At 73.5% G+C, this 13,577-nt stretch carries 11 protein-coding genes; 8 read left to right on the forward strand and 3 right to left on the reverse strand.

Annotation, left to right across the window (positions count from 1 at the left end):
* Window positions 1-47: 47 nt before the first annotated feature.
* Both grpE and dnaK read right to left on the reverse strand, forming a co-directional pair.
* A complete protein-coding gene (grpE, locus tag ACGGAQ_RS06290; protein WP_393045109.1) occupies window positions 48-800 on the reverse strand; it encodes a nucleotide exchange factor GrpE in 753 nt (250 codons plus the stop codon).
* A 48-nt stretch (window positions 801-848) separates the two neighbouring features.
* Window positions 849-2,717: a molecular chaperone DnaK gene (gene dnaK, locus ACGGAQ_RS06295; protein WP_355134030.1), complete on the reverse strand. Its 1,869-nt coding sequence runs from the start codon at window positions 2,715-2,717 to the stop codon at window positions 849-851.
* A gap of 220 nt (window positions 2,718-2,937) precedes the next feature.
* On the opposite strand from dnaK, the gene ACGGAQ_RS06300 reads away from it, so the two are divergent.
* The 3 genes from ACGGAQ_RS06300 to ACGGAQ_RS06310 are packed head-to-tail and all read left to right on the forward strand — an operon-like array spanning window position 2,938 to window position 7,723.
* Entirely contained in the window at window positions 2,938-4,779 is a 1,842-nt protein-coding gene (locus tag ACGGAQ_RS06300) for an ABC transporter (protein ID WP_393045111.1), read from the forward strand.
* Window positions 4,776-6,461, forward strand: a complete 1,686-nt coding sequence (locus tag ACGGAQ_RS06305; RefSeq protein WP_393045113.1) for a GTPase — start codon at window positions 4,776-4,778, stop codon at window positions 6,459-6,461. The genes ACGGAQ_RS06300 and ACGGAQ_RS06305 overlap by 4 nt, the downstream gene beginning before the upstream one ends.
* A 38-nt stretch (window positions 6,462-6,499) precedes the next feature.
* Window positions 6,500-7,723, forward strand: coding sequence for a hypothetical protein (locus tag ACGGAQ_RS06310; protein WP_393045115.1), 1,224 nt, complete (start codon window positions 6,500-6,502; stop codon window positions 7,721-7,723).
* Between the two features lie 47 nt (window positions 7,724-7,770).
* Here the strand turns inward: ACGGAQ_RS06310 and ACGGAQ_RS06315 are convergent, their stop codons facing one another.
* Window positions 7,771-8,394 carry a phosphatase PAP2 family protein gene (locus ACGGAQ_RS06315; protein ID WP_393045117.1) on the reverse strand — a complete coding sequence of 208 codons (624 nt, stop codon included), beginning with the start codon at window positions 8,392-8,394 and terminating at the stop codon, window positions 7,771-7,773.
* Between the two features lie 150 nt (window positions 8,395-8,544).
* Between ACGGAQ_RS06315 and ACGGAQ_RS06320 the strand changes: the two genes are divergently transcribed.
* The 5 genes from ACGGAQ_RS06320 (at window position 8,545) to ACGGAQ_RS06340 (ending at window position 13,538) form a co-directional block, all read left to right on the forward strand.
* Window positions 8,545-9,096: a hypothetical protein gene (locus ACGGAQ_RS06320; RefSeq protein WP_393045119.1), complete on the forward strand. Its 552-nt coding sequence runs from the start codon at window positions 8,545-8,547 to the stop codon at window positions 9,094-9,096.
* Between the two features lie 18 nt (window positions 9,097-9,114).
* Complete coding sequence (locus tag ACGGAQ_RS06325; RefSeq protein ID WP_393045121.1) at window positions 9,115-9,264, forward strand: hypothetical protein; 150 nt, start codon at window positions 9,115-9,117, stop codon at window positions 9,262-9,264.
* 640 nt (window positions 9,265-9,904) lie between these two features.
* Window positions 9,905-11,080: a pyruvate dehydrogenase (acetyl-transferring) E1 component subunit alpha gene (pdhA, locus tag ACGGAQ_RS06330; protein WP_393045123.1), complete on the forward strand. Its 1,176-nt coding sequence runs from the start codon at window positions 9,905-9,907 to the stop codon at window positions 11,078-11,080.
* Entirely contained in the window at window positions 11,080-12,069 is a 990-nt protein-coding gene (locus ACGGAQ_RS06335; protein WP_393045125.1) for an alpha-ketoacid dehydrogenase subunit beta, read from the forward strand. The genes pdhA and ACGGAQ_RS06335 overlap by 1 nt, the downstream gene beginning before the upstream one ends.
* Entirely contained in the window at window positions 12,066-13,538 is a 1,473-nt protein-coding gene (locus ACGGAQ_RS06340; protein WP_393045127.1) for a dihydrolipoamide acetyltransferase family protein, read from the forward strand. Before ACGGAQ_RS06335 ends, ACGGAQ_RS06340 begins: the two co-directional genes overlap by 4 nt.
* The last annotated feature ends 39 nt before the right edge of the window (window positions 13,539-13,577 follow it).

The raw sequence follows: 13,577 nt of genomic DNA on the forward strand, positions 1-13,577 counted from the left end.
CGTCCACCGCTGTGCGGGGGACGGGACGGCCCGGTCACTGTCTCGCACTATTCCGGATCCGCGACCGCGACCAGCGCGGGGCGCAGCAGCCGCTCACCGAGCTGGTAGCCGCGCCGCATGACCTGCACGCAGGTCGGCTCGCTGACCTCGGCCGAGGTCTGGTGCGCGACCGCCTCGTGCCGGGTCGGGTCGAACGGGTCGCCCTGCTCGCCGAAGGCGTTCAGGCCGAACTTGCCCAGCGCGGTGGTGAGCTGTTCCGCCACCGTTCCGAACGGCCCGACCAGGTCGCCGTGTTCCCGGGCCCGGTCCAGGTCGTCGAGGATCGGCAGCAGCGCGGCCAGCACCGAGCCGGTCGCCTGCTCCTGGACCAGGCTGCGGTCCCGGTCGACCCGCTTGCGGTAGTTGGCGTACTCCGCCGACACCCGCTGGAGGTCCCTGGTCCGCTCGTCCAGCTCGGCCCGGAGCGCCTCCAGCTCGGCGCCGAGTGACGTGCCACCGCCGTCCACCGGCTGCGCCGGGGCGTCCACCACCGGCGGGCCGGACGGCTCCGGCCCGTCGGTGGCGTTGACCTCGGCCTCGATCTCGTCGACCACGATCTCGGCGTCCTCGACCAGGCCCTCGGCCGGTACGTCGCTGCCCGCGTCCGTGGCGGTGCCCTCCGGCTCCGACGTGTCGGTCAGCTTGCGGTTGTTGCGGATGACGACCCGCTCCCCGTCGCCGGTGGCCGGCTTCGTGGGCGCGGAGCCACCCGGCGTCGACCCGGTGTCGCCCGGGTCGGCGGCTCGTGGCTTCTGCGTCATGCGGCTACCTCATCCCCTTCGCCGTGGATACGTGTCGGAGGCCGATGGTCACTTCTTGCCGTCCTCGTCCACGATCTCCGCGTCGACCACGTCGTCGGCGCCACCGGCGGCGCCGGCCTGCGGACCGGTCGCGCCGGTCGCACCCGGGCCGGCCTCGCCGCCCGGCTGCTGGCCCTGCTCGGCCTGCTGGGAGTAGAGCAGCGAACCAGCCTGCTGGGAGACCTGCGCCAGCTTCTCGTGGGCGGACTTGATCTTCTCGATGTCCTGACCGCCCAGGGCACCCCGCAGCTCACCGAGCGCCTCGTTGAGCTGCTCCCGGTTCTCGCTGGGCAGCTTGTCGCCGCTCTCGGCGAGGAACTTCTCGGTCTGCCACTGGAGCGCCTCGGCCACGTTGCGGGTCTCGGCGTCGTCGCGGCGGCGCTTGTCCTCCTCCGCGTGCTCCTCGGCGTCCCGGCGCATCCGCTCGATGTCGTCCTTCGGCAGCGACGAGCCGCCGGTGATCGTCATCTTCTGTTCCTTGCCGGTGCCCAGGTCCTTGGCGTGCACGTTGACGATGCCGTTGGCGTCGATGTCGAAGGCGACCTCGATCTGCGGCACGCCGCGCGGCGCCGGCGGGAGGCCGGTCAGCTCGAAGGTGCCGAGCTTCTTGTTGTACGCCGCGATCTCCCGCTCACCCTGGAACACCTGGATCAGCACCGACGGCTGGTTGTCGTCCGCCGTGGTGAAGACCTCGGAGCGCTTGGTCGGGATGGTGGTGTTGCGCTCGATGAGCTTGGTGAAGATGCCGCCCTTGGTCTCGATGCCCAGGCTCAGCGGGGTCACGTCGAGCAGCAGGACGTCCTTGACCTCACCCTTGAGCACACCGGCCTGCAGGGCGGCGCCGACGGCGACGACCTCGTCCGGGTTGACGCCCTTGTTGGGGTCGCGGCCGGTGAGCTGCTTGACCAGGTCGGTCACGGCGGGCATCCGGGTCGAACCACCGACGAGGATGACGTGCTCGACGTCGGAGATCTTGATCCCGGCGTCCTTCACGGCCTGCTCGAACGGGCCCTTGCAGCGGTCCAGCAGGTCCTGCGTCATCCGCTGGAACTCGGCGCGGCTGAGCGTCACGTCGAGGTGCAGCGGGCCGGCCGCGCCGGCGGTGATGTACGGCAGGTTGATGTTGGTCGTGGTGGCGGCGGACAGCTCGATCTTGGCCTTCTCGGCGGCCTCACGGAGGCGCTGGAGGGCCATCTTGTCCTGGCTGAGGTCGATGCCGTGCTCGCCGCGGAACGTCTTGACCAGGTGGTCGATGATCCGCTGGTCCCAGTCGTCGCCACCGAGGTGGTTGTCACCGCTTGTCGACTTGACCTCGATGACGCCCTCGGCGAGCTCCAGCAGCGACACGTCGAAGGTGCCGCCGCCGAGGTCGAAGACCAGGACGGTCTGCTCCTTGGAGCCCTTGTCCAGCCCGTACGCCAGGGCGGCCGCGGTCGGCTCGTTGACGATCCGCAGCACGTTGAAGCCGGCGATCTCACCGGCCTCCTTGGTGGCCTGGCGCTGGCTGTCGTTGAAGTAGGCCGGGACGGTGATCACCGCGTCGGTGATCTGCTCGCCCAGGTACGCCTCGGCGTCCCGCTTGAGCTTCATCAGCGTCCGGGCCGAGATCTCCTGCGGGGTGTACTTCTTGCCGTCGATGTCGACGGACCAGTTTGTGCCGACCTCGCGCTTGACCGAGCGGATCGTCCGGTCCGGGTTGGTCACCGCCTGGCGCTTGGCGACCTCACCGACGAGCACCTCGCCGTTGCGGGCGAACGCGACGATCGACGGGGTCGTCCGCGAGCCCTCAGCGTTGGCGATGACGGTGGGCTCACCGCCCTCGAGAACGCTGACGCAGGAGTTCGTCGTGCCGAGGTCGATACCGACCGCACGTGCCATCTTCGCTTCCTCGCTTCGTAAGGTTGTGCAGGTGGCGGGCATCGCCCGCGACTGCTCGGCGGGTGCCGCCCGCAGCGGACCCCACCACAAGTTGAGTGAACTTGACTCAATAGTGCCACGCGTTGGCGAATCGTCAAGTTGAGTTGAGCCGACCCGACGCAACCCAGCCGTTATTACCGTCCGGTTGTCTTCTCTTGCATCGGTCGGGCACGCTTTAGCGGTGACGACGCACGGCGATTCCGCCACCCGTTCCGGCGCGCCCGCCGTCGCAGCCCGCACCGGCCCGCCGGACGCCGCGGAGGAGCCGCCCGCCACCACCGGGGACGACAGCCTCCCCGGCGCGCTGTCGGGCCTGAAGGCCGCGATCGGCGCGACCCGCTATCCGCTCGCCCTGCCCTCCGCCAAGGCCGCCCGGCAGACCGCGAGCGCCCTCACCGACCAGCTCGACGACTACCTGCTGCCCCGGCTCGCCCGACTGGACGCCCCGCTGCTCGTGGTGGTCGGCGGTTCCACCGGCGCGGGCAAGTCGACCCTGGTCAACAGCCTGGTCAAGGCCCGGGTCAGCGCCGCCGGTGTGCTGCGGCCCACCACCCGCTCCCCGGTGCTGGTCTGCAACCCGGCCGACGCGTCCTGGTTCCGGCAGGGCGACCTGCTGCCCGGGCTGACCCGCACCACCGAGCCGAGCGACGATCCACGCTCCCTGCACCTGGTCACCGCCCCCGCTCTGCCGCCGGGTCTGGCCTTCCTCGACGCACCGGACATCGACTCCGTCGTCGACGCCAACCGGGCGCTCGCGAGCCAACTGCTCGCCGCCGCCGACCTCTGGCTCTTCGTCACCACCGCCGCCCGGTACGCCGACGCGGTGCCGTGGGAGCTGCTGCGCAGCGCGCGGGCCCGGGGCGCCGTGATCGCCATGGTGCTCGACCGGGTGCCCGCCGAGGCCAGCGACGAGATCGCCGCGCACCTGGCCGAGATGCTCGCCGCGCAGGATCTGGGCCGGGCGCCGCTGTTCGTCCTCCCGGAGACCTGGGTCGACGGTCAGGGGCTGCTGCCCGAGGGGGCCACGGCGCCGCTGGCCGACTGGTTCGCCCGGCTGGCCGCCGACGCGGACGCCCGCGCGGCGGTGGTCCGGCAGACCCTGGACGGCGCGCTGGCCGCCCTGCACCCCGCCGTCGAGGAGCTGGCCGACGCGGCCGACGAGCAGGTCACCGCCGCCGACGGGCTGGACGAACGGGTCCGGGCCGCGTACCGGGGTGCCGAACGGACCGTCGAGCAGGGCCTGCAGGACGGCCGACTGCTCCGCGGTGAGGTGCTGGCCCGCTGGCAGGAGTTCGTCGGCACCGGCGAGTTCTTCCGCACCTTGGAGGCCCGCATCGGGCGACTCCGCGACCGGGTGGTGGCCGCCGTCACCGGCCGGCCCGCGCCGGCCGCCGAGCTGCGCAACGCCATCGAGTCCCAGCTCATCACCCTGCTGCGGGGCGTCGCGTCCGAGGCCGCCGAATCCGCGTACACCGGGTGGAAGGCACACCCGGCGGGAGCGGACCTGCTCGAGCCGGGGCTCGCCCACCCGAGCGACGACCTGCCCGAACGCGCCGAACGGATGGTCCGGGACTGGCAACGCGGCGTGCTGGAGCTGGTCCGGGTCGAGGGCGGCGACAAGCGGTTCGTGGCCCGCACCGCCGCGTACGCGGTGAACGCCACCGGGCTGGCCGTGATGATCGCCGTGTTCGCCTCGACCGCGTTCATCCCCACCGGGTTGGAGGTGGCCACCGGAGCCGGCACGACTGTCGCCGCGCAGGCTGTCCTCCAGGCGATCTTCGGCGACCAGGCGGTGCGTACCCTCGCCGCGAAGGCCAGGGTCGACCTGGTGGCGCGGGTCCGGACGCTGCTGGACGCGGAGGCGGACCGCTTCCTGGCCCGCACCGCCGAAGCCCGACCCGCCGAGGCGGCCGGTGACGCGCTGCGGCGGGCCGCCGGACGGGTCGAGCTGGCCCGGCACCGCAGCGGCCTGGCCACCGGCGACGGCACTCCGCCGGTCGGCGACGAGGAGGGTTCGCGGTGACCAACATCGCCGGCCGGGTACGCGAGGCGTTCCGCGGCGACCAGCGGGTCGACCCGGACGCGCTGATCGCCCGCCTGGAGGCCGTACGCCGGTTCCTGACCGCAGTCGACGGCCTGCTGCCGGACGCCGAGCTGGTGCCCGCGCACACCCTGGTCGAGCGGGCCGGCACCCGGCTCGCCCTGTCCCGCGACCACACCGTGGTGGCCCTCGCCGGCGCCACCGGCAGCGGCAAGTCCAGCCTGTTCAACGCGCTGGCCCAGCTGGAACTCTCCCCCGTCGGGGTTCGCCGGCCGACCACCGGCGTGACGCACGCGTGCGTGTGGGGGCCACTGGAGGGCGCCAACCGGCTGCTCGACTGGACCGGGGTGCTGCCCCGGCACCGCTTCGTCCGGGAGAGCGCGCTCGACGCGGACGACGAGACGGCGCTGCACGGGCTGATCCTGCTCGACCTGCCCGACTTCGACTCGGTGCAGCGGTCCCACCGCCTGGAGGTGGACCGGCTGCTCGGCCTGGTCGACCAGGTGGTCTGGGTGGTCGATCCTCAGAAGTACGCCGACCGGGTGATCCACGACAGCTACCTGCGCGAGTTCCACCGGCACCGCGACGTCACCCTGGTCGTGCTCAACCAGGCCGACCGGCTGCCACCGACCGAGCTGCCCCGCGTCCTGGACGACCTGCGCCGGCTGCTCGACTCCGACGGGCTGACCGGCGTGCCACTGCTCGCCACCACCGCCATCGACCCGGCCGGGATGGTCGGGCTGCGCACCGCGCTGGAGCGTACGGTCGCCGAGCGGCAGGCCGCCCTGCGTCGGCTGGCCGGCGACGTCGACTCGGTCGTCGCCGGGCTGGACGAGCTGGTCGGCTCGGCCCGACCGGCGGATGGCCCGGACGGCACGGCCGTCGCCGCGCTGAACCGGGCGCTGGCCGGCACGGCCGGTGTGCCGGCGGTGACCGAGGCGGTGGAGCAGGCGTACCGGCATCGGGCCGGCGCGGCCACCGGCTGGCCGGTGGTGCGGGGCTGGCGCCGACTCCGACCCGACCCGCTGCGCCGGCTGCACCTGCCCGGCCCGACCGGCGGCGCGGCCGACCCGGCGGAGAGCCTGGTCGCGGCGACCTCGGTGCCTGATCCGACCGCCGCCCAACGCTCGGCGCTCGGCCTGGCGATCCGCGCGGTGGCCGACCGGGCCGCCGCCGACCTGCCCGCCGCCTGGCCGGCAGCGGTCACCTCCGCCGCCCGCTCCCGCCTGGGCGACCTGCCGGACGCGCTGGACCGGGCGATCGCCGGCACCGACCTCGGCCTGGGCCGGCGACCGCTCTGGTGGCGTGTCGTCGGCGGTGTGCAGTGGCTGGTCACCCTGGCCGCCGTGGTCGGGTTGGGCTGGCTGGTGCTCGGCTACGCGCTGCGGGCGCTCGGCCTGCCCGCGCTGGACAATCCGATGGTTGGCCAGGTGCCGCTGCCCACTCTGCTGCTGCTCGGCGGCCTGCTGGCCGGGCTGCTGGTGGCGGCGCTGACCCGCCCGGTGGTGCGCTGGGCCGCCCGGCGGGCCCGCGCCCGCGCCGAGCAGCGCCTGACGGCCAAGGTCGCCGACGTCGGCGCGGAGTACGTGCTCGCCCCCGTGCGGATCGTGCTGGCCTCCTACGCGCAGGCACGCGACGCGCTGCGGGACGCCGCCCGCCGCTGACGCCGCTGCGTACCCCCCGACCGGCGTAGGGTCGAAGCATGGCCACGCCTCAGACCCCTTACGACGCGGTGCTGCACGCCGCACGCGACGTGACCAAGCTGGAGTCCGCCCTCGACGCCGAGATGCTCGGCAGCGCGCTGCTGGGCAGTGTCTACGCGATCGCGGAGACCGACCGCGACACCGCCGTGCGGGAGTTCGTCACCGGGTTCCTCGCCGCCACCGCCCGCCGCCGGATCGCGGCGGCGACCACCATCCGGCAGGTCTTCGCCACGCTCGTCCCGACCGCCGAGGGCACCGAGCGGGTGCGTCCGGGCAGCCAGGCGCCCGCCTGGTCCGGGCAGCTCGGCCGGGTGCACCTGACCGGCAGCTGGGCGTACGGCGACGTGTACGGCGACCAGACCTCCTACCTCGCCACCTTCGCGTACGACGACGCGGCCGGTGGCCCGGAGCACGCCCTGGTGGCCCTGGTCGACCACAACATCGGGATCACCAAGGACATCTTCGTCGGCGGGCCGGCGGAGCGGATCCTCGACCAGGTCCGGCAGATGTGCGCCGACGACGAGCTGACCTGGTTTCGCACCGAGGACCCGTCCCGGCTGCGGGGTGAGGTGGCCCGGCACCTCTCGGTCACCGACGACCTGACCGAGCTGCCCGGCGAAGGTTCGCTCGCCACCGACCGCGCGCTGGTCGGCGCCCGGCTGGCGCTGCTCCCCACGGCCGCCGACCCGACCGGCCCGGCGGAGGTCGAGCCGCTGTCCGCCGCCGAGCGCACCGACCTGGTCCGGCGGTTCCTGGCGGCGCCGGAGGCCGCCCGGTTCGGGCTCGACAGCGTCGACGGCCCGGAACTCGCCTCGCTGCACTTCTGCCTGAGCCTGCTGCTGGACCACTCGGCGAGCTTCCCCGACGCCGACCCGATGCGCTGGAGCCCGGCGGTGGCCGGGCTCTTCCTGCTCGACTGGGTGCACCGCCGCGCCGTGCTGGACATGGACGACGCGGCGATGCTGCCCCGGGTGCTACGCGCCTGGGCCCGGTACGCGTCGCGGCAGCGCGGGCTGCCCGAGGCGGCCGCGACACGCACCGACGAGGCGATCGAGGAGATGGTGCCGGAGTTCGCCCGGCTCTACTCGACCGGCGAGCGGCGCAGCCCGGCCACGGCAGCGGTCGCGCAACTGATGGCCGACGGCGTGGACCCGGACGACCCGGCCGCGCTGGACGCCTGGATCGAGGCGAACCGGCACCGCCTCGCCGACGACGGCGCCTGACGGCCGCCGGGCGGGCGGCACCGCGCCGCCCGCCCAGCGACGGTCGCTCAGCGCAGCGAACCGAAGACGACCGCGGCGATCAGCGCGCCGAGCACACCGCCGGCGAGCACCTGCGAGACGGTGTGATCCCGCAGGCGTACGCGGGACCAGCCGACCACGGCCAGCAGCGGCGCGGCGACGAGGAACCCGCGCCCGAAGGTCAGCGCCAGGATCACCAGGGTGCCGGCGGAGACCGCCGAGTGGATCGACATCTTCCACCAGTGGCTCACCGACACGGCGACCACCAGGCCGACCAGCCCGGCCACCGCCAACGCCAGCAACGGCCGGGGCGCGCCGAGGACGACGAGCAGGGCGAGCCCGGCGGCGACCGAGCCGAGGCCGACCAGCAGCGGCACCCGGCGCTGCTCCCGACGGCCGATGTGGTGATCGGTGAGCCGACCGCGGCGGACCCCGCCGACGATGAAGGCGAACGGGATGCCGGTGACGAAGAGCGTCGCGAGCAGACCCCAGAGCAGGCCGCGGGCACTGCCCCGGGTGCTGTGCCAGCTCACGGCAACCATCAGCAGCGACACCAGCACGGCCGGGGCGGTCAGCTCGGTGACCAGTCGGGCGACCCGCAGCCCTGGACCGGGCCGGGCGGCGACCTGGCGGGGTTCCACACCGCCGCCCACGCCACCCCCTCCGGTACGCGCCTACCGCCGATCACCGCCGTCTCGGCGATGCCTGCTCGTCACCGTACCGCCGGGGAGTTTGTGGGACGCGTGGGTCCGGCCGGCGACGGACGCCCGGTTGGCGTCGCCGGGTCGGCCGACGTGGGCGGCGTGACCGGCGGTCGCGCGGTGACCGACGACGGTGGCGCCATCCGGGAGGTCGGTGCGTGCGGCGACGGCGGGGTGGTCGGCTCGGGCCGGGTGGTCGGCGGGCCGGGCATGGTCGACGGATCGGGGGTGACCGACGGGCCGGGCGTGCCCGACGGCGGGGATGTGCTGGCGGGTGCGGAGAGGGTGCTGGTGGGGACGGCGGTGGCGGTCGACGAACCGGTCGCGGTGGGCGTCGCCGCGTCGGTCGGCGTCGGGCTCGGCGGGGGTGTTTCGGTCGGGTCCGGATCCGGGTCCGGTGACCTGGTCGGCGCCGGCGACGGCGACGGGCTGGCTGGGTGCGGGGGTGGGGGCGCGGCCGGCGGGGCGCTCCGGGTGGGTCGCGGCGCCGGTGGCGCGGACACCACCCGACGGGCGGGCAGCCGGTCGTCGGCCGTCGGGCCGGACCACGACTCGTCCGGGAGACGCCAGGGAGCGGCGGGCACCCAGTCGGCGGTCGCGGTCGGGCCGGCGCTGGGAGTGCCCGGTGCCGGCAGCGCGAGCGGCGGCGGCTGACTGGTCACCGGCATCGGGATGACCACCGGCCCGACCGACGGGGTCGGGATGAACGGGGTGCTGGTGTCCGGTAGCGCGCTGCTGCCCGGGGTGGCCGAACCCGAGCTGACCGCGGCGAGGACGGGCATCGACGCGGTGCCCGCCAACAGTGCGACGGTGAGCAGGTAACCCCGGGAGGGGCCGCCCGCGCCGGGTGCCCGGTGTGACCCGATCACCCGGCGGTACCCGCCTGGCGACCGGTGGCGTCCGAGCATGGGTGTGCCGGGACCGTCACCTGGCTCGTCCACCGCACACCCCTTGTCGTCGCCGTCGGAGGCACGCCGAGGGCGTTCACCGGTGGGAATCCGGCTAATCACCCGATCGGCACGTTCCTGCGGTATTCAGCCTCGCCCAGTCACCCTGCGTCAGCCAACATCCACCGCGTGTCGACACGCGGCACTGACCGAACGGTGACGAATCATCACCGGATTGCCTGGTGGACGCAGGGCGGCACGATGGCGACAAAGAATGTCAAACCGTAGGCGGTCGGAATGCGGGGCGGGCGTACTGTGGGCGCGCTCACCTGCTCTGCGAATATGGAGCACGACGGCAACGCAGCCGTGACCTCCGCGCACCCTCGCGGCAGGCGCGGCCCGGCGCCGGCGCTCCCGAACCGGGTTCGGCCAGAACCCGGCTCACGCCGCGCGGCAACCCCCACCGGGGCTAGGCGCGGCCGCCAGGAACCGGTCCGGCAGCAGCCGGGCAGGCGCACGAGTTGCGTGGCCGGGTGATCCCCCGGTGCCGACGCAGACACGACAGGGAGAGACCGATGGCAAAGGGCGACCCCGGGGGCACCACCCGCAGCAGACGGGCAGCTCCCCGCTCCAAGAAGGGCGCGACCGGCGACCCCGAGCTGGTGCAGCTGCTCACCCCCGAAGGCGAGCGGATCGACAGCGCCACCGGGCCGGACGGCACCGAGTACCGTGTCGACTTCACCGACGAGGAGTACCGCGGGCTCTACCGCGACCTGGTGCTGGTCCGCAAGCTGGACGCCGAGGCGACCGCGCTCCAGCGGCAGGGCGAGCTGGGCCTCTGGGCCAGCCTGCTCGGCCAGGAGGCCGCCCAGGTCGGCTCCGGGCGCGCGCTGCGGACGCAGGACATGGCCTTCCCGACCTACCGGGAGCACGGCGTCCTCTACTGCCGGGGCATCGACCCGATCATGCCGCTCGGTCTGTTCCGCGGCGTCGACCAGGGCGGCTGGGACCCGAACGAGTTCAAGTTCAACATGTACACGATCGTCATCGGCGCGCAGACCCTGCACGCGACCGGGTACGCCATGGGCATCACCATGGACGGCAAGGTCGGCACCGACGACGGCGAGGCCGCGATCGCCTACTTCGGCGACGGCGCGACCAGCCAGGGCGACGTGAACGAGGCGTTCGTCTGGGCCAGCGTGTTCAACGCGCCGCTGGTCTTCTTCTGCCAGAACAACCAGTACGCGATCTCCGAGCCGCTGGAGCGGCAGACCCGCGTCCCGCTCTACCAGCGGGCCGCCGGCTTCGGTTTCCCCGGCGTACGGGTGGACGGCAACGACGTGCTGGCGTCGTACGCGGTCACCCGCACGGCGCTGGACAACGCCCGGCACGGGCAGGGCCCGAGCCTGATCGAGGCGTACACCTACCGGATGGGCGCGCACACCACCTCCGACGATCCGACCCGTTACCGGATCGCCAGCGAGGTGGAGTCGTGGCAGGCCAAGGACCCGATCATCCGGGTCAAGGCCTTCCTGGAGAAGCAGCAGATCGCCGACGCGGCCTTCTTCGCCGAGGTCGACGAGCAGGCCCGCCGCGAGGCGGTGCACCTGCGCGAGCGGGTGCTCAGCATGCCCAACCCGGAGCCGGTGACGATGTTCGACCACGTCTACCCCAACGGGTCGCCGCTGCTCGATGAGCAGCGTGCGCAGTTCAACCGCTACATGGAGTCGTTCGAGGGGAGCGCCCACTGATGGCCACGGAGACGCTCACCCTCGGCAAGGCCCTCAACACCGGCCTGCGCCGCGCCCTGGAGACCGATCCCAAGGTCATCATCATGGGCGAGGACGTCGGCAAGCTCGGCGGCGTCTTCCGGATCACCGACGGGCTCCAGAAGGACTTCGGCGACCAGCGGGTGATCGACACCCCGCTGGCCGAGTCCGGCATCATCGGCACCGCCGTCGGCCTGGCCATCCGTGGCTACCGGCCGGTCTGCGAGATCCAGTTCGACGGCTTCGTCTACCCCGCGTACGACCAGATCGTGTCGCAGGTGGCGAAGATGCACTACCGCTCGGGCGGCCGGCTCACCATCCCCATGGTCATCCGGATCCCGTACGGCGGTGGCATCGGCGCGGTCGAGCACCACTCCGAGTCGCCGGAGGCGTACTTCGCCCACACCGCCGGCCTGAAGGTGGTGACCTGCGCCAACCCGCAGGACGCCTACGTGATGATCCAGCAGGCCATCGCCTCGGACGACCCGATCGTCTTCCTGGAGCCCAAGCGGCGGTACTGGGAGAAGGGCCAGGTCGACCTGGACGCGCCGCTGTCCGACGCGTACCCCCTGCACTCGGCACGGGTGGTGCGGCCCGGCACCGACGTGACCCTGCTGGCGTACGGGCCGATGGTGCGGACCTGCCTGGAGGCCGCGACGGCCGCCGCCGAGGACGGCCGGGAGCTGGAGGTCATCGACCTGCGCTCGCTGTCCCCGCTGGACCTCGCCGCCGCGTACGAGTCGGTGAAGCGCACCGGCCGCGCGGTCGTGGTGCACGAGGCGCCGTCCAACATCGGCCTCGGCGCCGAGCTGGCCGCCCGGATCACCGAGGAGTGCTTCTACTCCCTGGAGTCGCCGGTGCTGCGGGTCACGGGCTTCGACACCCCCTACCCGGCCGCCCGGGTGGAGGAGGAGTACCTGCCCGACCTCGACCGGGTGCTCGACGCCGTCGACCGCACCTTCGGCTGGTGAGCGACATGTCCCGGATCAAGACGTTCAACCTGCCCGACCTGGGCGAGGGGCTGACCGAGGGCGAGATCCTGACCTGGCTGGTCAAGGTCGGCGACACCATCGAGCTGAACCAGCCGATCGTCGAGGTCGAGACGGCCAAGGCGGCGGTGGAGATCCCGGCGAAGTGGGCCGGGCAGGTGCAGGCGATCCACCACCCGGAGGGCACGACGGTCGAGGTCGGTACGCCGATCATCGCGATCGACACCGACCCCGGCGCGGGCCCGCTGGACACCACCGCGTCGACCACGGCCACGCCCACCGGCGACCTGCCCACCCCGTCGGCGGCCTCGCTGGCGGCCGTGGAGCTGGCCCCGGCCGAGGGCATGATCGAGCCGGGCCTGATCGGCGGTGCCGCCCCGGGCGGGCGGACGGCGGTGCTCGTCGGCTACGGCCCGCGTACCACCGCCGCGAAGCGCCGGCCCCGCAAGGGTGCCGTCCCGGCGCAGGCCGAGGCGCCGGTCGCGCCGGCACCGGTGGCACCGCAGCCGGTCGCGCCGGAGGTGGTCCGTAACGGGAACGGCGGTCCGGTGCCGGGCGGGCTCGTGTTGGCCAAGCCGCCGGTACGCAAGCTCGCCAAGGACCTCGGCGTCGACCTGAGCACGCTTACCGGGTCGGGGCCGCTGGGCTCGATCACCCGGGAGGACGTACAGCAGGCGGCGAGCGGTTCCGTGGCGGCGGCCGAGCCGGTCGCGGTCACCCGGGCCGCGACGAGCGCCGCGAGCTTCGGCGCTGACCGTGAGCAGCGCATCCCGGTCAAGGGCGTCCGCAAGCTCACCGCCGAGAACATGTCCCGCTCGGCGTTCACCGCTCCGCACGTGACGGAGTTCCTGACGGTCGACGTGACCCGGGCGATGAAGGCGCTGGAGCGCCTGCGGGGCCGGCGGGAGTGGCGCGACGTCCGGGTCTCGCCGCTGCTGCTGGTGGCGAAGGCCGTGCTGCTGGCGGTCAAGCGGCACCCGATGGTCAACTCGACCTGGGCCGGCGACGAGATCGTGGTCAAGGAGTACGTCAACCTCGGCATCGCGGCGGCCACCGAGCGCGGCCTGATCGTGCCGAACGTGAAGGACGCCGGCCGGCTCTCGCTGCGGGAGTTGGCCGACGCGCTGAACGGCCTGGTGCAGACGGCGAAGTCCGGCCGCACGTCGCCCGCGGACATGTCCGGCGGCACCCTGACCATCACCAACGTCGGGGTGTTCGGGGTGGACACCGGCACGCCGATCCTGCCGCCGGGCGAATCGGCGATCCTCGCCTTCGGCGCGGTGCGGGAGATGCCGTGGGTGCACAAGGGCAAGGTCAAGGCGCGGCAGGTCACCACGCTGGGCCTGAGTTTCGACCACCGGATCATCGACGGTGAGCTGGGCTCCAAGTTCCTGCGCGACATCGGCGACTTCCTCGCCGACCCCGAGGCGGCGCTGCTCGCCTGGACCTGACCGGTCCGAAACGCCAGCCACGGCCGGTGTGCCACGGGT

Source organism: Micromonospora sp. NPDC047557 (assembly GCF_043205095.1).
Taxonomy (GTDB): Bacteria; Actinomycetota; Actinomycetes; order Mycobacteriales; family Micromonosporaceae; genus Micromonospora.

Coding starts and splice junctions, on each gene's coding strand:
- grpE (WP_393045109.1), bottom strand. CDS start 800: ATGACGCAGAAGCCACGAGCCGCCGACCCGGGCGACACCGGGTCGACG.
- dnaK (WP_355134030.1), bottom strand. CDS start 2,717: ATGGCACGTGCGGTCGGTATCGACCTCGGCACGACGAACTCCTGCGTC.
- ACGGAQ_RS06310 (WP_393045115.1), top strand. CDS start 6,500: ATGGCCACGCCTCAGACCCCTTACGACGCGGTGCTGCACGCCGCACGC.
- ACGGAQ_RS06325 (WP_393045121.1), top strand. CDS start 9,115: ATGACCACCGGCCCGACCGACGGGGTCGGGATGAACGGGGTGCTGGTG.
- pdhA (WP_393045123.1), top strand. CDS start 9,905: ATGGCAAAGGGCGACCCCGGGGGCACCACCCGCAGCAGACGGGCAGCT.
- ACGGAQ_RS06335 (WP_393045125.1), top strand. CDS start 11,080: ATGGCCACGGAGACGCTCACCCTCGGCAAGGCCCTCAACACCGGCCTG.